The following is an 18322-nucleotide window of genomic DNA, read 5'->3' as shown; positions in this document are numbered from 1 at the left end:
GCAACAGAACCAGTAATACATTGTCTAAGGTGATCACCTTTTGTTGAAATCATTCATTCGTTAACTAAGTTTGTAAAAAGAACCATATTTCTCAACTTAGAATAATATGAAAATCCTGTTTTTAATGTTATTCTATACAGGTAAACTTTGAATCGTTATTTCTTTCTCTTTTTTGAACGGAACTATGTCAATAGAACCGTTCTTTTTTATTTAATTAATCATCTCAATATATATCAATCCCAAAAGGTACACTTTTACAAATGGCAGAAACATCTAACATAGAGGTTATAAAATACATTGGATTTATATATATAGTCACAGGAGGTATTAATATGGAACCGTTGACAGCTTTTTTACTATCAATCTGCATACTAGCAGCCCCACCTTCTATAGCTGCTACAATAGATACCTTAATCGTATTATTTTCATAATTTTTATGTATACATACACAGAGATAGAATTATATTAGTTTTCACAAACCTATTTAGGAGTGATTACATGATGACAAAAAAGAGTAAGCATAGTAGCTTACTCTTTTTTGTGTATAAAAATATAGCTAAGAACCTGTCTAGAATCTTTTTAATAAAAGCGCCACGCCTGCCGATAAGCAACTCTGTCTACTATTTTCAAGTGTTCGTTCACAATTCTTCCATAGTCTGCGGTAATTTTCCAACCAAGCAAAAGTTCGTTCCACAATCCAGCGTTTCGGTAACACGACAAACTTGTGAAGTTCAGAGTGTTTCATAACTTCAACTGAACAATCAATCGTTTCTTTTATCGATTGTGCAAAAGATGGGCCTGTGTACCCACCATCACAAAGTATATTTGTCACTTTGTCCAATGCTTTCTTATGCCTTGCACACATTTGGATGGCACCCTCTCGGTCTGTTATATTCGCAGTTGTTATCTGAATCGCATGAATGAGACCGTTGGTATCTACAGCGATATGTCGTTTGATTCCTGAACCTTTCTTTCCGGCATTGTAGCCTTTTTCACCAGCTATCCATTTCTTTTTCACGCTTTGTACATCTACGATGCAGAAACTCGTCTGTTTCTTACGCCCATCTTGCTCACGATATATTTCGACCAATTTTTTTATGCACTTTTTCGAGAAGACTTATGCCATTCTCGTCTACTTTCCGCCAAATCTGATAGTAAGCATACACGGTTTTCCGGTTTGGAAAGTCACTCGGCAGATTGCGCCATTGGCAGCCTGTTGTGAGCAGGTACAGTACGCCGCAGAATACTTCGTACAAATCAACTTTGCGGGGACGCGTCCTTTTCCGTGCGTTTTCTAAATCCTCTCGAATCAGTTCAAATTGTTCACGGGATATATTACTTGTATAATTGTGTATCATAGGAATCATCCTTTTTACATAAATTATACCCTAGATTTTAGACAGGTTCTAACACTTATACATAATAAAAGAAAGTTGTAGTTCCTTGTAATTCGCCTGCTGCATTATAAAACTCAGCTTTTGCATCTACTACAGGACGAGATGGATCCTGTTTTACAAATATTTTCACTTCCCAATTTGCTAACGCATCTGGATTCGTAACAAAAGTTTGCGCTACAGCATTTGGTAATTCAATTGGTGCAGGTGCATCAACAGCATCAGCTGGCGCTAATCGATACATTATTTTTCCTACTACTGATTCTGTATCCACATTTTCAATTTTAAATGACTCCGCTGTTGATAAATGATAGCCTTCCTCTTCGCTTGCTGCCATTTGATAACTACTCGCTTGTACATTCATATCATTGATAGCCATTGAGCCACCTGCTAATATTCCTGCACATAAAACAGGTTTTAACCACGTTTTCATATGTATTTCCTCCTATACTTTGTGATATAGCTAATACTTCAATACCTTAACATGATTTAAGAATAATATTAGACTTTATTTGTCCTTTAACAAAACACTATTTACATATTCATTGTACAAATCTTAGAGTTTTGTATCAAAACCGAAGGAATTGATGTAAAAAAATTATAGATGAAAAAGATATCTAGCTTGTTTTTTTGTCCATTCCCTCCAAAAGGTACATTAAGGATTGGCTCCATACAGGGAAATGTCTCTGAATCAGTCTGTCCAAAATTAGAATTTCTTTATCAATCACCTGTTTGGATTAACAATATAATCAAGGAATCCATTAGGAAACTATGCTTCTTTTTTCATTTATGACCTTTTTGCACCAGAAGCATTCATGCTATATACAAACAAAAGAGAAGTCACATTCCAGACTTCTCTTTTTCGACGTACAAGGAATTACAGGAATTACAGCAATTATTCAGAATTTCTTAAATGATAACCGTATTTTGTAAACGGGTTTATGTTTTTTCAAACTTTGCAACAGAACTGATAATTCGTTTTTTTATTTTACAGAAATACAATCGTAAAAACATCGAACATCCTAACAAACTTAATTTATAAGTAATAGCCGTGATGTATGATTTGAGATGTTGGATTGTTGAACTTGTCCTACTTTTGTTTGCGGTCCGCCTACAGGTTTATTGTAATTGATATTTCCATTCGCATCTAATTCATAAATTTGAGTACGAGATTCAAACGTAGATCCCGGCGCATGACGATCTGTTAAATCAATAACACCATTGAAAATGACTTCTTTTGTTTGATCATCCAAAGCAAATCCTAATTCTTTTAATTTATTCCAAATTGTTGGGTTGTGCTGAGAAATCACTTTAAATTTATTATAGATACCTAATTGTACCCACGTTGGATAAGTGTTGACCTGATCTGTATAATATCCTTTAAGTCTAGAAGTTCCTAATAATTTTGTTTTATATACAGGTGTACTTAATTTTGCCGTTACTACTGTACCTGTACGAGGAGCTAATGAGATATCTTCTTGTGGAGAAGTGACAGTATGTGTGATTGTATCAATTGTCGCGGATGAATTTGTATAACCATAATTTACAGAATACTCAAAGGATAATTCACCTTTTACTTCTCCAATCAATGGTACACTTACTCCTAATGATGATTTTAGTCCTTGCTTAGCTCCCGTATTCAAGCTATGTGTGACGGTTAACTGTTTGGTAGATACAATGCTTTCCGTTATATTTTGTGTTTTTTTCGTTAACGTTTGGCTATAACTTTCATTAATCGCTTTTGTATTAATTTCTCTATATTGATCTGAATTAGGATCTGGTTTAGGGTCTTCTATGTATTTATTTACGTTAACGTTTGAAATCTGTAATGTATTGGTATCCGTAATTGTATTTGTTCGATTATGGTACCCATTTAAAGCTTTGAGAACTTGTTTCAATTCCACATTATCTTTTGGAATTGTATTCAGTTGAGTTAAAACATCTTGCTCTTGACTTGGTAAAATTAAATAATTAAAGCGAATAAAGTTATACCAACTATTTCCACTCCAATTTGTTTGTTCATTTAAATCGTCAATTTCTACTAATCTATTAATCGTTTCATACATCGCATGTGTTCGATTATTTACACCTGGATCTGTTTGTTCCACACAACTTTGAGAATAATCTTGCTTAGTACAGTTACGCATATCAATTGCTGCAAATGATGAAGTAGGTAATACCAGTATAGCTGAACTTAAAAAACATGCTGCAGGAATTGTACGTAACCATTTTTTTGTTTTCAAATTATATTCCTCCTCGAATAATTAATATGATTTAAATTATACTGATTATTCGGAAATAACGGAATGATTAATTTGGGAGTTGACAAAGGACATTTTCATGGTTCTATTGCAAAGTTTGAGTGTGCCTAAATTACTCCTATGAAAAAAGTATATTGCTCTGTTATATGAACGAATTTAATAAGAAATATTTGTTAAAGAAACCTTTTCTTAAGGAAAGGTTTCTTTTCATTTGTAAAAGCATTTCTAATACTCTAATAAAGAATAAATTTAACAGTCCCAAAAGGTAGACCTTTAGGTGTAGTGAAAAGTGAATAGAAAATACGTTCCTAAAGGTTTGGTTTTAATGATTAAGTACGTCTCTTAAAGTTATTTACCTTTAAGAACGCGTTATCTACATATTAATATGAATTTTTTCGTACAAAATGATTCTGTAGAAAGATTTCTATAGGAGAAAGATATTGAATATTCAATATACAAAAAGGGCCAATATTTCTATTGGCCCTTTTTACTATGCTGTAACTGTTGTTGTAGCGTTTGGGGTAAATTGTACCATTTCTAGAATAACAGGTGTTCCTGTTAATATATCACTTGCTCCAGCTGGAACAGTAATAACCAATGAGCCAACGCCTGTAGCACCTGCAGTATATGCTGAAATACCTTCCATTTGTAGCAGGCCGTTTACATACACGTTGAAATAACTATTGTTAGCAGCTAGGTCAGGTAAAGTAATAACTGCGGATCCATCATCTTGGAAAAAATCTGCAGCATCAATTGTTAAAGCATTCCCAGCTGTAGTTGGGGCTGTTGTGACATGGAAAAAACGTGAGTCTACAGGATCAATAGTCGTAGAAGTGGAAGCTGCAATAGCAAGTTTCATAAGTTGTAATGCCATAAAAAAAACTCCTTTGTTTTAAATTGGTTGTCCCATGTAGTATATGCGTGAATGATAAATATGTTCCTAGGGATAAAGGGTAATGAATTGTAATGTAATAGGGGCATGTAAGGCAGGCGGTTCTTCTGATAATAAAGTTAATTTTCCAACTTCAATGGTATATGTTATGAGAGGTTGAATGACACCATTAATAAATAAATTGAAATAAGATACTTCGGTAGGAGAGAGGATTTTCGAACTGTTATATTCAGCTAAACCATCCGCATTGGTATATACGAATTGATCTTGTTTTGCAATGGTGTGATACATGGTATTTTGGACACCTGTACCTCCGCATGTATTTCCCATAATATCAGACACCGTTTTTAATTTCGATTCTAATAACATTTCCTGTTTTATCGCTGTATCTAACATATCCTGTACACTTTTATTGACATTCAGAAGATCTGGAATGGAAGGTCCGGGACCTGTTGTCCCCTGTAAAGTTCCTAATGCATATTGAATTTTTTCCCCTTCTGCATTGAGAATATGAGCAATTCCTAACTCTTCTAAGGCAATAGAAGATAATAATAAATTGAGCGCATCGTCTCGTGTAATGGAAATATTAGGTGTAATGTTAGGTATATTAGCCTGTGACATATACGCACCTCTATTCTTTGATTTTTTGTATACTGTACCAATTTATGGCATTAATACAAAACATGATTGGACAAACACCTATATAGGAGAAATGCTTTGTTATGTAATGGGTGAGACGTTATAGAAGTGGGGACATAGGATACCTGTTTACTAGATAGCATGAGTTTTAAAAAAGAGCATTCCCTTTGCAAAGGGAATGCTCTTTTTTTAGGTACATAATTTTTTAGGATAAAAGACCCAGCGGGTAACAAAACATGTCGATGTTTTTGGTAAAGAACGAACAAACTTCTTGAGTTTGTGTAAGTGCGCACTGTAGTGATTTTTTTGATTTCTAATTTTTTGTTTGTTGTTTATGAATTGTTAAAGTAGCCTATCCAATTACAATAGCGAAGAACCATTGATTTTGAGCCTCCCTTTGGCAACCTTTTGCCGTACCGGCAGCCGTAAAAAACAACGGCTACCGCCACAGCAAGGCTAACGCCAAGACTCTCTTAAATCAATGAACCATCCAACCGAACTGTCTGTAGCTCATGTTCGGATTATGGGGTTTGGGCAAGCTAGCTAGGAAGTTTCCTAGAACCTTTACCGCTTTGAAAGTCTCAAAATTTCATTTTTCGCCTTTCGAAACGGTTGTCGCTTCGCTCGATTCATTATAAAATTTGGTGGTGAAATTATGACATTTATTCATAAAACATATTTACAAATAACTTTAGATGAAAAAGATAAAAAAATTATAAAAAATAAAGCAGAAGAATTTGACTATAAAACGGTATCTGCATTCATCGTTGATAGTGCGAAATCACATTTCAAACTTTATGAAAGCTTATAGAGATTTAACAAAAGAAATAAATTACATTGGTAAGAACATAAATAGCTTAATTAGAAGGATCAATACAGACGGAATTGATACAGATAATGATATGGATTTTCTTAAAGTTAATCAGAAGAAAATCATAAAAATTATGAATACAGAATATGACCGATTACTTGATTTGAAAACTAAGTGTACTAGCGATTGCTTGAGCAAAAAACAAAAGAAAAATTAATAGAATCATTATCCGAAAATCAAATTCAGATACCAAAAAAATTAGTATTAGAAGAAGTATATGAAAAGATAAAAGAAGATTTTCTTTATATTATAGAATGTATAGAAAACTCACCTGAACAAGGTAGGATGGTAACAGAATATGTATGGAAATATTTATATGGAGATACGCTTTATAAGTTAGATGATAACAAAATCATAAAATTTGCCGATAGCCTATTTATTTTTGCACAAAAGTTGAAGTTTAAGAGGGTGTTGCAAAACTTATAAATATCCAAAAATGAATGCATAAAAAAATCCGCTTTCCTGAAAGAATGATAGTAACCCAAACTATCTCCAGAGAGGATGGATTTACTAGTATGATAACCAAATTTGATGAAAATCAATCTATTTTACAGGTTTTATTTGCCTACGTAGACAGTTTAACTATTGGAGGCGTTCCGCCTGTGACAGGTCGCCCACCCATCTGTAGAAAAGCTTTACTGAAATGTTTTTTCTTGAAAACTGTGTTCCAAATTGACTCTTTACGCAAATTAACTCGTTTTTTGCATCAATATCCTTCATTTCGTATATCTTGTGGTCTTTCTTTTGTTCCTCATATATCTACTTTTTCACGTGTAGGTACTTGGTTTCGCAACGAAGGAATTCCATTGATTCATAAACAAACTCTTCAAGAAATGAATTTAGGGCTGATTCCGTGTATTTTAATTGATAGTACAGCCTTACGGAGTAGTTTATACGATTCCCAAGAAAAATGTGGAAAATCTACTCGTTATGGTTGGTATAAGGGCTATAAGGCTCATGTCTGTGCTACACCAGAAGGTGTTGTATTGTCCTATACATTTACAACAGCAAACGTACATGATAGCAAGATGGCTCCTGTATTACTTCAAGATATACAAGATCGAAATGTCCTGTTTTCCGTGGCAGATGCGGCTTATGATAGTCAGCACATTTATGAAGTTGCACGAACATGTGACATCTTTGCCATAAATCCAATCAATCCTCGAAATGGTGAAAAAATTAAGAATACACATCGTCGTGTATTGTCTCATTTTATACAAACTATCTTTGGACAACAGTTGATGAAAGAGCGTGGGAAAATTGAACAACAGTTTAGTACATTAAAAGATAAAGGGCTGGAACAGCCTTGTTGGTATGGTCAAAATCGCTATCTACTACATGTTCAGCTAGTTTTTCTGATTCATAACATTGCATGTTTATTTTAGTTTTGCAACACCCTCAATATAAAAAGACGAGAATAATGATATGCTCCCCTATAGTAGACAGAAAAGAGAAAGCTTTATATCCAGTCTACTATAAGGATTCAGTACAGTTGTGCCTATCATTTTGACTAGCGTAATTAACAAACAATCATTTATTTAGGGGTTTGACTCATTTGGACATACTTTCCTCACAGCTTTATGGGTTTGTACATATGGTATATGAAACCAAAAATATTGTTATTGAAATGACTGTATTTTGAATGGTGAAATATACGAATGAAAGGGGAGAAAAGTATGTCTCAAGCTAATATACCTAATATTACCCCTACTATTAGTGTGAATCGTGATGATACGCTCAATTTATTGTTAGCATCCATTGCATTAGAAGAACTTGGACTATCACATATCCTAAAACTACGTTTGTTCCCAATAGTGTAACGGTAGATGGAGTTCCTCAAACAGGAGCGGATCTTACTACAGGTATTACGATAAGTCCTTTCCCTGCAAAGTCATTCAATTTCAAGTGCAAGTATTACCAAATACAAGTGGATGGATTTATAACAAAGCACAAGCTATTTCTTGTGGAACGGACATATCTGGTGGAGCTAACACATTTACAAGTAATCAAACACGTGTCAAAATATGTCCATGCACTGTACTATAATGGAGTAGAATTTCGGGGAAGGGGTATTTCCGCAGTTCAAAGTGTACAATAGCCAAAGGTAAAACATCGTATATAATTGCAAATGAAGTCTATGCGTGTGAAATAGTAAATAAAATATAAGGACGCTTTCTCCGTGAAAGCCCTGGTTTACATAAATTTTTCTCAGTAATATCTGTAACGTACATAACAATAATAATCATTGGTTAATGAGTTGTAACAGATAATTTGGTACGAATCATTCGTTTTTGTAAAGTCTTCGCCAAAAATAGCGCTACTAATCTTCTGCAAGGCTTGACAGGATTCCCTAATTTTCACGCGCAAAAAGGCGGAGATAACTGGATTCACCAGAACCTCCACCAGGGTTTCTTTTCTTGGGTGGTTGCTAACAGCCGTTTTACTTCTTGTGTGTCACGAATAAGGGACATTAGTTGTTTATCCCGATATTCTTCCTTGATAGAACGATTATGTTCTAATTGTAATTGTTGATTCTCATTATTTTTTAATAGTTCTTGTAAATGGTTATTTTGAAGTTTAACCTCTTGTAATTCTTGTTTCATTATTGAAAATTCAGATAGCATAGTTTCTAAGTTGCTAAATAAGGAATTAATCTCAGGGTCTCGATGTTCTTCAAGTTGTTCGAATGGACGAATAGTATAAGTTTCCTCACTTTGAAAGGGGGTGTTCTCGTCGTGAACACCCCCTGTTCCCGTTTCAATTTTCGATAATATAACATTTACTGCAGTATCTAATGTTAGATTTTTAGATTGTACTAGATCCTTCATGTGCTGTAAAACGTAAATATCTTGTTCTCTAAAAGCCCTACTATTGTTTTCTCCTCTGACAAATGAATACCCGCGAGTTTCTAAGGCTATACACCATTTAGTCAAAGTGCTTCTTCCAATTTGCAATTGTGCGGCTACATCTTTACCCCAATAGGCTTTTTCAGAATAGTATTCGTTCACTTGTTCTCCTCCTATTCCTTTGCTGATTACTAGATAAAGAACAACGTTATTATAACAGTTTTTATTCTGGGTATCCGCATATTCTCCTGCTATTTCCTAAAGTGAATTATTTAGAGTGATAGTGTCTGGAAAGTAATCCGTATTATACATGAAAAATACGGGTTCTGGTGCAAAAACTTCAAAATAACTGAAAGTTATCTTATAAATTTGGAAATACTGAAAGAATTACTTTAAAAAAGGTGTGTGGTTAATATGAAAAGGGTAAATGTTTTTAAGTGGAAACATTATCAACCAGATATTATCTTATTAACTGTACGTTGGTACCTGCGGTACAACCTAAGCTTTCGCGATTTAGTGGAAATGAGGGAAGAACGAGGATTATCTTTGGCCCACACGACTATTATGCGATGGGTTCATCAATATGGACCAGAGTTGAATAAGAGAATTCGAAGACATTTGAAACAAACGAATGATTCTTGGAAGGTGGAGGAAACCTACATTAAAATCAAAAAAAGATATGTACCTGTATCGGACAGTAGATTCCGAAGGAAATACGATTGATTTTTACCTCAGTAAAAAAAGAGATACCAAGGCTGCCAAAACTTTCTTTCAGAAAGCCCTGGCTACTTGTCATGGGACGATTCCTTGTGTGATTAACGTAGATGGAGATAAAGCCTATCCTCCTGCAATCCGAGAGTTAAAACAAGAAAACAGCTTACCATCAAGTATCTTACTACGGGTCAAGAAATACTTGAATAATATGATTGAACAAGATCATCGATTTATCAAAAAACGTATTTGGAATATGTTAGGGTTATAATCTTTTCGTACAGCGAAAAAAATGATTGCTGGATTAGAGGCCATGTATATGATCAAAAAAGAGCAAATACATTTACAGGATCAGTCTGTCCAAAACCAGAATATCTTTATCCACCAACTGTTTGGATTAACGATATAATCAAAGAATCCGTTAGGAAACTAGGCTTCTTTTTTCATTTATGGTCTTTTTGTACCAGCACCCTTTTTTCAAACCATACACACAGGAACTCCTTAATAGTAGTACACCCTATTATACAGAAAACCCTTTGTTATTAAGATTAATTCTATGTATGTTCAAATATATCTAAAACACTCTTCAAATAAGTTTATTATGTAATTTCTATACAACAAAGAGCACCTATACCAAAGTGCTCTCCGCAAGATATACTCTATATTCTAACCTGAAATTTACTATATCCTTACTGTATAAGAATATAGTAAATACCAACATTATCTAGAATCTGTATGACTATAAATCTTAGAACCTGTCTAGAATCTTTTTAATAAAAGCGCCACGCCTGCCAATAAGCAACTCTGTCTACTATTTTCAAGTGTTCGTTCACAGTTCTTCCATAGTCTGCGGTAATTTTCCAACCAAGCAAAAGTTTGTTCCACAATCCAGCGTTTCGGTAACACGACAAACTTGTGAAGTTCAGAGCGTTTCATAACTTCAACTGAACAATCAATCGTTTCTTTTATCGATTGTGCGAAAGATGGGCCTGTGTACCCACCATCACAAAGTATATTTGTCACTTTGTCCAATGCTTTCTTATGCCTTGCACACATTTGGATGGCACCCTATCGGTCTGTTATATTCGCAGTTGTTATCTGAATCGCATGAATGAGACCGTTGGTATCTACAGCGATATGTCGTTTGATTCCTGAACCTTTCTTTCCGGCATTGTAGCCTTTTTCACCAGCTATCCATGTCTTTTTCACGCTTTGTACATCTACGATGCAGAAACTCGTCTGTTTCTTACGCCCATCTTGCTCACGATATATTTCGACCAATTTTTTTATGCACTTTTTCGAGAAGACTTATGCCATTCTCGTCTACTTTCCGCCAAATCTGATAGTAGGCATACACGGTTTTCCAGTTTGGAAAGTCACTCGGCAGATTGCGCCATTGGCAGCCCGTTGTGAGCAGGTACAGTACACCGCAGAATACTTCGTACAAATCAACTTTGCGGGGACGCGTCCTTTTCCGTGCGTTTTCTAAATCCTCTCGAATCAGTTCAAACTGCTCACGGGATATATTACTTGTATAATTGTGTATCATAGGAATCATCCTTTTTACATAGATTATACCCTAGATTTTAGACAGGTTCTTAGTTTTATTTCTTTCTCACGTTGTACGATGTCATCGAATAACGAAATCTGTTCTTCTCCTTCCACTACCAAATTGATTAATGAAATACTAACGGCTCTTATGAGTTCGCCAGTATATAGTGTATGTAAATAATATGTACAGACATTGTAGATATCCATCGTTAGATTAATCGGTCGATGTAACGTATGTGATTTCCGTAAACCTCCTCCGTATCCCTTTCTGATTCAACTTCTCTTCTGTTTTATACGATATACCCCAAAATTTACTGAGTGGTCTAATACGCCATAACTTCGCGGGTATATCGTCATATGTCCATTGTGTTATTCCGTTAATGTTCTTCTTCGCTTCAACGTCCATCGCTACTTTACTCATTAGTAAATTCGGACCAATGCCGATTGTACAATCGATACGAGTATGGGTGTAAATTTCAAGCTTTAGCTTCTGTGCAAACTCATATGGGTTCGCTGCAAATAAGTGTAAAGATGAAGTCATGTCCATAAAGAATTCGTCGATACTGTATTGGTGGAAGTCTTCTGGTGCTACGTATGGTAACACTAATTTCGTTATGTAGTTCGAACATTTGATATAGGTATGCATGATGGGGCTAACGATAATGATATCTGCTCGTTTAGGTATCTCATATAACCGAGCCATCCTTTTAACGCCTAACGCTTTAAGCGGAGGTGGTGCGGCTAAAACAATGGAGCCATTTCGATTCACGTCCCCTACCACGGCAAGTTTCGTGTACCTCGGATCTAACCCTTGTTTGATACAACTGACTGAAGCGTAAAAACTTCGCAAATCGACGCACAATATAATTCGATTCGGAAAAAGAGAATAATCGTACAATGTAATATCACCCCTAAACAATAGAACGTTTGTTCTGTTTATATGTGAACCTTTGTTCTTTTGGAAGGGGTTCTCAAGAAAATATTGGTTAAAAAAAACGGTTTATATAACAGAGACGGTTTTCTTTTTTATGATTTATTTAGTGTTGCAACACCATCTGGATAACTTTTCATATTAAACCAATTTTTGTATTTTCTTAATTTCATCCAGATGATACTATCTAATTAAGAATAATTCTAATTTAGAAATTGATATCATATGATTGAAATTATAAATTAGAGTAGTATTCAAAATAATCAATGAGGAGTGATAGATATGTTAAAACAAAAAATGATGAAGGTAGCTTTATGTGGGGCTCTTGGTGTTGGAGTTGTTGGTTCTATGGAAGCATTAAAACCATCTCAAGCAAGTGCTGCTGAAGCACCTCAAGCGAATGCTGTTAGTTCCCAAGGAGTTATAGATACTATTACAGGGAACATTAAGTCAACAGAAGCATTAATCAAAGCATCTAATAGCATCTATAAGACACTTGGAGAAGTAGGGTTTAATGATCGCGCAAAACGTCAAAATAATATGTATAATTATCTTGCACAAATGACACAACAAACTCCAGGTTATAATCTAGTATTAGTAAAACAATCCCTAAATCATACATTTGTAGATCCTAATACTCGAGCAGATTTAAACTTGGGTACTGATCCAAGTTATAAGCAAGTCAATAATATTAAATTAAATGGTGGAACATATACTTTACATGCTTTTAAAAAGGCAGCTGTTTTCCGCTCGGTAGATCCAAAATATATGCAATATTTAGGTGTTAAGCCTTCCGGTTCATGGTATCAAAAATTAGGAACGCACTTGCAGAGTTTTATGACACACGGTTTACCAAATGGAAATGACATGGTTATAATTCAAGGTGCAGAACAAAATCATACTTTTAATGCAATAAATGAAATTTACATTGGACAGCGCTAACAATCTATTAAAGAAACCTTTTCTTAAGGAAAGGTTTCTTTTCATTTGTAAAAGCATTTCTAATACTCTAATAAAGAATAAATTTACCGTTTCAAAAGGTACACAAAAAAGTAAGTTAGCTGAGAAAAATATTTATGCTATTTGATAGGACAAACTTGTTCTGTTTTTGCTCCTATACTCAGTTACAGTATTCTATATACTCTTGTTCTTGCTGGGGACAAGAACATAGCTTTGTATAGTAAAAATCAAGGAGAGTGGATTCTATGTGTTTAGTGGGGGCAGATAGTAAAGTTAAGCCAGTAACTGCACAGCAGATCGTAGCAATAAAAAGAATGTGGTTTTTTATGTTTAGAGAAGAGCTGGCTATATCTGAAGGTTTTACACAGAGTGATGTGAGGGAATTGATTCTTAAAATATATAATTATGAGGAATCTAGATATGGTAAATATTATGGTTCAATATAGAGAATATCTTACGAATGGAGGAAAATAGAAGGATGAAATCAACAGGTATTGTACGAAAAATGGATAATTTGGGTCGAGTTGTGATATCAAGGGAAAACGAGGCGTACGCTTGATATCCACGAAAAAGATGTTTTAGAAATATTTGTGGAAGGGGAGAGTATCATCCTGCAGAAATATAAAAGATATGGCGCATGTCCTATCACTGGAGAAGTGTCTTCCCAGAATATGAAACTAGCAGAAGGGAAACTGACGTTAAGCCCAGAAGGAGCGAAACAGCTTTTGGGAGAATTAGAACAATATTTCGTAACAGATAGGACATAAGGGGATTCTATTGATGGAAAGAAAAGTACAAACCGTTCAAAAGGAAAGAACTAGGAATACAGTATCATTTCAGGACGGATTACTACAAGAAGCGATGCAATAAAAAAGATTTTTACGCTAATTTTGTTGAAACGATAAAAGGGGAAATGAACGATGAAAAAAACATTAGTTAAATTCTTAACGGTTGGAGTAACCCTTTCAGCTGGATTATTCACAATTCAATCTACCACTTTTGCATCATCTGTAACCCAACAAAAAATAGATGCTCCAGATCCAACGAAAAGAGGATTGGTAGTTGGAGTTGGAACTGCAGCCGCTACAGCACTACCTTGTGCAATGCTTGGAGTGGTGACCGGCGGATATACAGCAATAGGAACAGATGATTCTAACAGGGACGACGGCTGGTTCAGAAGCGGACCAAGTAGATAAAAATAACAAAAAAGGACTCAATCTTATTTGGGATCTTCAGATTGTAAATTGAAAGCGGTGTAATAAAATAAATATACTAAGAATAGTAGTGCAGACTAAGGCATTGGTTCGCAATACTATTTTTGGTTCCGTTGCAAAGTGTGAGTGCGCTTAAATTCCCCCTATAAAAAGGTAGCGCATTCTATTATATAAACGGATTTAGTAATCAATATTTATTAAAGAAATCTATTCACAAGGAAAGGGTTTTTTCATTTATAAGAGCATTTCTAATTATTAAATACTGCACCGCATCTTGTCTCTATCTAAGGACATTTTGAAGATAATCATTTTGTGCTCCGTATGCTATATTATGAGTTCTGATAACATCTTTCTCTATCAAAGATGCATATGAATATTAGATCTGTATTTGTGGTTGATGGTAATAGTCAATCAGGCATAGGGAACCCTATGCTTTGTTATATAAGTGGAAATGAAATGCCCTTATCTTGCACGTCAGCGATACTAGAAATAGATTTCGTCTTTGGTAGCAAGCCCCCACTGATGTTAGTCAGCTGGGGTTTTTAGCAGTAGGAATATCAAAAAAATTATTAAGGAAAGTGTAAAAAATGAAAAAAACTTTAATCAGTGTACTAACTTTAGCAATTATTGCAGCCTCACTGCCAGTAAGAGCATTAGCTGCAGATCATTCCGATCCTGTAACAAAAAATGGAGAAAGATCGAAATATATGAGGTGGTACAGTAAAACTGGAACACAGTATAGAGATAAATTATTCTATATAAGAGGTGTTTCAGATGAAAAAACAGTATGATGAAATGTTTAAAAAACAATGTGTTGAATTGGTGGTTAAAGAAGGGCGTACAATTTCTAGTATTCAGAGAGAATTTGATTTAGGGCATGGGACCCTTAATTCATGGATAAAAAAATATTCTTCTCCACCTTTAGATGGTGAGAGAACTGATATGGAAGAACTACGTTCTTTACGGAGAGAAATTCAGGCGTTAAAAAAGGAAAATGAATTCCTAAAAAAGACGGCAACCTTCTTTACCAACAACCAAAGCTAACACGTTTTCAGTTTATAAGAAAATACAATCAAATATTTGGAGTACGCTGGCTTTGCCAGCGATTACAAGTGTCTGTTAGTGTTTTTTACGACTATCTTCATCGTAAACCTACTGAAAATCAGGAAAAACGTAAAAAGACAGCGGCTTATATTGTTATGCAATTCAAACGATTGAAAGACAGAATGGGGTATCGAAAGTTGTACCAGTATCTTGTAAACAAAGCTACCATGGTTACCTTATCTCAAGTCAGACAAGCTTTATGTACAGCTGGATTGAAGTCAAAAGTTGTCACTTATTATAAGAAAAGAAAGCAAGAACATCGTACATTTCCAAATGTACTGGAGCGATCCTTTAAACCTGGTAAGAAAAACATCCCAACTGTTGTATGCGATATCACGGAATTTCGTTTAGTGAATGGAATGAAAGTATATTTTTGTGCCGCATTAGATATCAGCGCTTGGTTATTCGTTGGATACTCGCCAAGATGCTCAGTTAGTAAAAGATACAATTAAACAAGTCAAAAATATATATGGACATCAAAAAAGGATTTTATTTCATAGTGATCAAGGATCTCAGTTTTCCAGTTATACGGTTACTGATTTTTGTAAGCAACAAAAGATTCAGCAAAGTATATCCCGTAAGGGAAACTGCTGGGATAATGCAGTAATGGAATCGTTTTTTAGCATCTTTAAACGTGAATGCTTGCATGGGGAAAAATTACTTTCTCTATCCCAAGTGAACCAATTAGTAGCTGAATTTATTTATATGTACTATCATTCTGTTCGTCCTCATTCAACATTAAACGGAATGATTCCTTACCAATTTTCAAAATTAATTGCGTAATCTAATTTGTGTTCCAGTTTTTCTGTACCACCTCAATTGGACTACGAGGTTTTGAGATAGAGAGCTATGCTTGTTGTGTGTTTTTTTCTAGGTAGATGTCCTCTACGAAGGGACAGCTTTTTTCTGTTTTTACTTTTCTATTTTTATACACTATTCTTGGGAACTTTGTATTTGCTGCGGACGCTAGTTTAGTTTCTACTATGTTTTTTAAAGAGCGTGTATGCTATGCGAATTATGGTTTCACTTACAAGCTTTAACTTAGCAACTGCAAGACAGCTTGTAGGACTCAAAAGAATGTGGTTCATTAGGTTTGGAAAAGAGTTAGTTTTAACTGAAGGTATTACATAAGGGGAAGTACGGGAGTTATATCATAAGATTTATAGTTATATATTGGTAATAAAAACAAATAAAAGTTCTATTTTTGGTGATAAAAACATATAAATAAAAAAGGGAATATTGTGTAGGAATATGACATACATATACATTGCAATCGATGTGCGATAGGATAGATAGGTATTCACATCGGTTGCAGGGCGATATACGAAAAAAGAAACACGAATAGATACGAAATAGGAAAAAAAAACAAGAATACACGGAGATATTCTTGTTTTTTATAGGAATAATTATTGATTTAAAACCAATCCCAGCAATTCTTTTTCTTTCGACTGTAATTACAACAATTATTATCTTTTTTGTTATCTTCACAACAATCTGGATACCCTGGATCTACAACTTCATTTATCGTTTTTTCTTCATAAACATGACGTGGCACATATCGTATATGTTCTCTATTAACATGAACAATAGGATGAACATACGTTACTTCTTTTTCTACACATATGTCGTTAATGATATATTTAGGTTCGCAATAAATAATATCATTACAGTTGTTGTTACAGTTTTTGTTTCCCATTTATATTACCTCCTTATGCTTTCATATTAATATATTCAATGTAGACTGACTTTTGCTTGTACGTTTGTCCTATCTTGCATAGAATAATTTGGAAGGTAGGGACTACGGGGATAGCCTAATCAATTAGAAACCGATAGGTTTCCGTACTTAGTAATCTCCCACTTCAAACATTCCGTAAGGATATTAAGTCGTGAGTAGTTCAATTTGTATAATGAAATGGGGAGGAATTTGATATGGCAGAAACTAAACCAGGTGGTTAAATAAGAATATTTAAGGTTAAACATCTATAACGGGTGTTTTTTTCTTTGTTATATAGAAATTACACATTAAAAATATTTTAGGAATAAGAAGAATTGAAAAACTATATACTGTATACGGCAGAGTTGTAGGTACAATTAGCGATATTCTTGACGAGAGGGTACTTAGTGGGTGCACTCTTCGTATACACACATGGAGTAGACATGCATATAATAAAGTATGGAATGGACAACATCGTTCGTCCCATTGCATCTTATATAAATACCTCCTTTTCTATAAGAAGAGCATCCTTGGTTCGGGATGCTCTTTTCGTTCCTAAAGGTAGAGGTTTATAACCTGTGCAAAAATGATATACCAGGAGATGTAGAAATAATTGAGAGTACGCAAACGTAAAAAACGCTAGAAGAGAAGTGGAACGAAAAGTGTGAAAAAGCAGTCGTTTTGTTTAATCAGGGAGAAGAATACCCAGCTATTGCAAAAGAAGTAGGATGTCATGTGAGTAATCTGTATAAGGAATTGAAAAAGCGTGGACTTTTCAAAATGCCGTGAGAATATAGCATGAGAAAGGAAATGGAGGTGAATACAACATGAACCCACGGGAACAGAGAATCTGTATTTTAAATTTATAGGATCAATATTGCCGCGCATGTGAATATCTGAGAGGACCTTCTACGCAGTGCATACGAAATTGTAAAATAGGTAAAAAATGTACCAATTGGGGAAATAACTGGTGCCAGATAGGAAAAAAGTGAAATGATACGTCTTAGAACCTGTCTAGAATCTTTTTAATAAAAGCGCCACGCCTGCCAATAAGCAAATCTGTCTACTATTTTCAAGTGTTCGTTCACAATTCTTCCATAGTCTGCGGTAATTTTCCAACCAAGCAAAAGTTCTTTCCACAATCCAGCGTTTCGGTAACACGACAAACTTGTGAAGTTCAGAGTGTTTCATAACTTCAACTGAACAATCAATCGTTTCTTTTATCGATTGTGCT

Annotated in this window: 18 protein-coding genes and 7 pseudogenes; 15 read left to right on the top strand and 10 right to left on the bottom strand. The window is 34.6% G+C overall.

Annotation, left to right across the window (positions count from 1 at the left end; translation table 11 throughout):
• Window positions 1-568: 568 nt before the first annotated feature.
• Together CDB3_RS29985 and CDB3_RS29980 are read right to left on the bottom strand one after the other, a co-directional pair.
• A protein-coding gene (locus CDB3_RS29985; protein WP_372708568.1) for an IS5 family transposase occupies window positions 569-1358 on the bottom strand; the annotation gives its coding sequence in 2 pieces (ribosomal slippage) (window positions 569-1099 and window positions 1101-1358; 789 coding nt in all).
• Between the two features lie 55 nt (window positions 1359-1413).
• On the bottom strand, window positions 1414-1827 hold the full coding sequence (locus CDB3_RS29980; protein ID WP_128856989.1) for a hypothetical protein: 414 nt from the start codon (window positions 1825-1827) through the stop codon (window positions 1414-1416).
• Window positions 1828-2202: 375 nt separating this feature from the next.
• Between CDB3_RS29980 and CDB3_RS33270 the strand changes: the two are divergent.
• Window positions 2203-2307 (top strand): annotated as a pseudogene (locus CDB3_RS33270) (IS6 family transposase); the annotation flags it as partial.
• Window positions 2308-2425: 118 nt separating this feature from the next.
• Here CDB3_RS33270 and CDB3_RS29970 read toward each other — a convergent pair.
• From CDB3_RS29970 to CDB3_RS32785, 3 genes are all read right to left on the bottom strand, one after another.
• Window positions 2426-3637: an ETX/MTX2 family pore-forming toxin gene (locus CDB3_RS29970; RefSeq protein ID WP_128856988.1), complete on the bottom strand. Its 1212-nt coding sequence runs from the start codon at window positions 3635-3637 to the stop codon at window positions 2426-2428.
• A 508-nt stretch (window positions 3638-4145) separates the two neighbouring features.
• The gene (locus tag CDB3_RS29965; RefSeq protein WP_128856987.1) at window positions 4146-4529 is read right to left on the bottom strand and encodes a DUF4183 domain-containing protein; all 384 of its coding nucleotides are present in this window, start codon (window positions 4527-4529) and stop codon (window positions 4146-4148) included.
• A gap of 66 nt (window positions 4530-4595) precedes the next feature.
• Entirely contained in the window at window positions 4596-5168 is a 573-nt protein-coding gene (locus CDB3_RS32785; protein WP_256869980.1) for a DUF4183 domain-containing protein, read from the bottom strand.
• A 673-nt stretch (window positions 5169-5841) separates the two neighbouring features.
• Between CDB3_RS32785 and CDB3_RS29950 the strand changes: the two are divergent.
• From CDB3_RS29950 to CDB3_RS31925, 3 genes and pseudogenes are all read left to right on the top strand, one after another.
• Window positions 5842-6462 (top strand): annotated as a pseudogene (locus CDB3_RS29950) (hypothetical protein); the annotation flags it as partial.
• Window positions 6463-6572: 110 nt separating this feature from the next.
• The gene (locus CDB3_RS29945; protein ID WP_128856986.1) at window positions 6573-7442 is read left to right on the top strand and encodes a transposase; all 870 of its coding nucleotides are present in this window, start codon (window positions 6573-6575) and stop codon (window positions 7440-7442) included.
• A 291-nt stretch (window positions 7443-7733) separates the two neighbouring features.
• Window positions 7734-7877 (top strand): alpha-helical endospore appendage domain-containing protein, encoded by a 144-nt coding sequence (locus CDB3_RS31925; RefSeq protein WP_179139782.1) that lies wholly within the window; start codon window positions 7734-7736, stop codon window positions 7875-7877.
• Between the two features lie 567 nt (window positions 7878-8444).
• Here the strand turns inward: CDB3_RS31925 and CDB3_RS29940 are convergent.
• Window positions 8445-9065, bottom strand: a complete 621-nt coding sequence (locus CDB3_RS29940; protein WP_128856985.1) for a DUF3967 domain-containing protein — start codon at window positions 9063-9065, stop codon at window positions 8445-8447.
• Between the two features lie 252 nt (window positions 9066-9317).
• Here CDB3_RS29940 and CDB3_RS29935 point away from each other — a divergent pair.
• A pseudogene (locus CDB3_RS29935) lies at window positions 9318-10023 on the top strand (IS6 family transposase).
• Window positions 10024-10373: 350 nt separating this feature from the next.
• Here CDB3_RS29935 and CDB3_RS29930 read toward each other — a convergent pair.
• Together CDB3_RS29930 and CDB3_RS29925 are read right to left on the bottom strand one after the other, a co-directional pair.
• Window positions 10374-11163: pseudogene (locus tag CDB3_RS29930) on the bottom strand (IS5 family transposase).
• Between the two features lie 50 nt (window positions 11164-11213).
• Window positions 11214-12063: pseudogene (locus CDB3_RS29925) on the bottom strand (Y-family DNA polymerase); the annotation flags it as partial.
• A gap of 315 nt (window positions 12064-12378) precedes the next feature.
• Between CDB3_RS29925 and CDB3_RS29920 the strand changes: the two are divergent.
• The 9 genes and pseudogenes from CDB3_RS29920 (at window position 12379) to CDB3_RS32770 (ending at window position 16505) form a co-directional block, all read left to right on the top strand.
• Entirely contained in the window at window positions 12379-13038 is a 660-nt protein-coding gene (locus tag CDB3_RS29920; protein WP_128856984.1) for a hypothetical protein, read from the top strand.
• A gap of 263 nt (window positions 13039-13301) precedes the next feature.
• Entirely contained in the window at window positions 13302-13502 is a 201-nt protein-coding gene (locus CDB3_RS29915) for a hypothetical protein (RefSeq protein WP_128856983.1), read from the top strand.
• Window positions 13503-13534: 32 nt separating this feature from the next.
• A pseudogene (locus CDB3_RS29910) lies at window positions 13535-13823 on the top strand (AbrB/MazE/SpoVT family DNA-binding domain-containing protein).
• A 153-nt stretch (window positions 13824-13976) separates the two neighbouring features.
• Window positions 13977-14252, top strand: coding sequence for a hypothetical protein (locus CDB3_RS29905; protein ID WP_128856982.1), 276 nt, complete (start codon window positions 13977-13979; stop codon window positions 14250-14252).
• Between the two features lie 605 nt (window positions 14253-14857).
• A complete protein-coding gene (locus CDB3_RS29900; protein WP_128856981.1) occupies window positions 14858-15061 on the top strand; it encodes a hypothetical protein in 204 nt (67 codons plus the stop codon).
• Window positions 15045-15314, top strand: coding sequence for a transposase (locus CDB3_RS29895; RefSeq protein ID WP_128856980.1), 270 nt, complete (start codon window positions 15045-15047; stop codon window positions 15312-15314). Before CDB3_RS29900 ends, CDB3_RS29895 begins: the two co-directional genes overlap by 17 nt.
• Window positions 15315-15382: 68 nt before the next feature.
• A complete protein-coding gene (locus CDB3_RS32780; RefSeq protein ID WP_128856979.1) occupies window positions 15383-15826 on the top strand; it encodes a transposase in 444 nt (147 codons plus the stop codon).
• Window positions 15783-16157 (top strand): integrase core domain-containing protein, encoded by a 375-nt coding sequence (locus tag CDB3_RS32775; RefSeq protein WP_128856978.1) that lies wholly within the window; start codon window positions 15783-15785, stop codon window positions 16155-16157. Before CDB3_RS32780 ends, CDB3_RS32775 begins: the two co-directional genes overlap by 44 nt.
• Before the next feature lie 225 nt (window positions 16158-16382).
• Complete coding sequence (locus CDB3_RS32770; protein WP_256869979.1) at window positions 16383-16505, top strand: hypothetical protein; 123 nt, start codon at window positions 16383-16385, stop codon at window positions 16503-16505.
• 283 nt (window positions 16506-16788) lie between these two features.
• Here CDB3_RS32770 and CDB3_RS29880 read toward each other — a convergent pair whose 3' ends face one another.
• The gene (locus tag CDB3_RS29880) at window positions 16789-17070 is read right to left on the bottom strand and encodes a hypothetical protein (RefSeq protein WP_256869978.1); all 282 of its coding nucleotides are present in this window, start codon (window positions 17068-17070) and stop codon (window positions 16789-16791) included.
• 651 nt (window positions 17071-17721) lie between these two features.
• On the opposite strand from CDB3_RS29880, the pseudogene CDB3_RS33205 reads away from it, so the two are divergent.
• Window positions 17722-17874 (top strand): annotated as a pseudogene (locus CDB3_RS33205) (helix-turn-helix domain-containing protein); the annotation flags it as partial.
• A gap of 228 nt (window positions 17875-18102) precedes the next feature.
• On the opposite strand, the gene CDB3_RS29870 reads toward CDB3_RS33205, so the two are convergent.
• Window positions 18103-18322 (bottom strand): transposase (locus CDB3_RS29870; protein ID WP_142263502.1); only part of this gene is annotated, 220 nt, incomplete at its 5' end.

It is taken from the genome of Bacillus sp. CDB3 (assembly GCF_002081505.1).
Lineage (GTDB): Bacteria > Bacillota > Bacilli > Bacillales > Bacillaceae_G > Bacillus_A > Bacillus_A cereus_AT.
The sequence above is the reverse complement of the archived record's forward strand: the minus strand, read 5'-3'. Positions and strand labels throughout refer to the sequence as shown.

What these genes read in the sequence shown, in the direction of transcription:
- CDB3_RS29980 (WP_128856989.1), bottom strand. Translation starts at nt 1,827, where the DNA reads ATGAAAACGTGGTTAAAACCTGTTTTATGTGCAGGAATATTAGCAGGT.
- CDB3_RS29965 (WP_128856987.1), bottom strand. Translation starts at nt 4,529, where the DNA reads ATGGCATTACAACTTATGAAACTTGCTATTGCAGCTTCCACTTCTACG.
- CDB3_RS32785 (WP_256869980.1), bottom strand. Translation starts at nt 5,168, where the DNA reads ATGTCACAGGCTAATATACCTAACATTACACCTAATATTTCCATTACA.
- CDB3_RS29945 (WP_128856986.1), top strand. Translation starts at nt 6,573, where the DNA reads ATGATAACCAAATTTGATGAAAATCAATCTATTTTACAGGTTTTATTT.
- CDB3_RS31925 (WP_179139782.1), top strand. Translation starts at nt 7,734, where the DNA reads ATGTCTCAAGCTAATATACCTAATATTACCCCTACTATTAGTGTGAAT.
- CDB3_RS29920 (WP_128856984.1), top strand. Translation starts at nt 12,379, where the DNA reads ATGTTAAAACAAAAAATGATGAAGGTAGCTTTATGTGGGGCTCTTGGT.
- CDB3_RS29915 (WP_128856983.1), top strand. Translation starts at nt 13,302, where the DNA reads ATGTGTTTAGTGGGGGCAGATAGTAAAGTTAAGCCAGTAACTGCACAG.
- CDB3_RS29905 (WP_128856982.1), top strand. Translation starts at nt 13,977, where the DNA reads ATGAAAAAAACATTAGTTAAATTCTTAACGGTTGGAGTAACCCTTTCA.
- CDB3_RS29900 (WP_128856981.1), top strand. Translation starts at nt 14,858, where the DNA reads ATGAAAAAAACTTTAATCAGTGTACTAACTTTAGCAATTATTGCAGCC.
- CDB3_RS29895 (WP_128856980.1), top strand. Translation starts at nt 15,045, where the DNA reads ATGAAAAAACAGTATGATGAAATGTTTAAAAAACAATGTGTTGAATTG.
- CDB3_RS32770 (WP_256869979.1), top strand. Translation starts at nt 16,383, where the DNA reads ATGCGAATTATGGTTTCACTTACAAGCTTTAACTTAGCAACTGCAAGA.
- CDB3_RS29880 (WP_256869978.1), bottom strand. Translation starts at nt 17,070, where the DNA reads ATGGGAAACAAAAACTGTAACAACAACTGTAATGATATTATTTATTGC.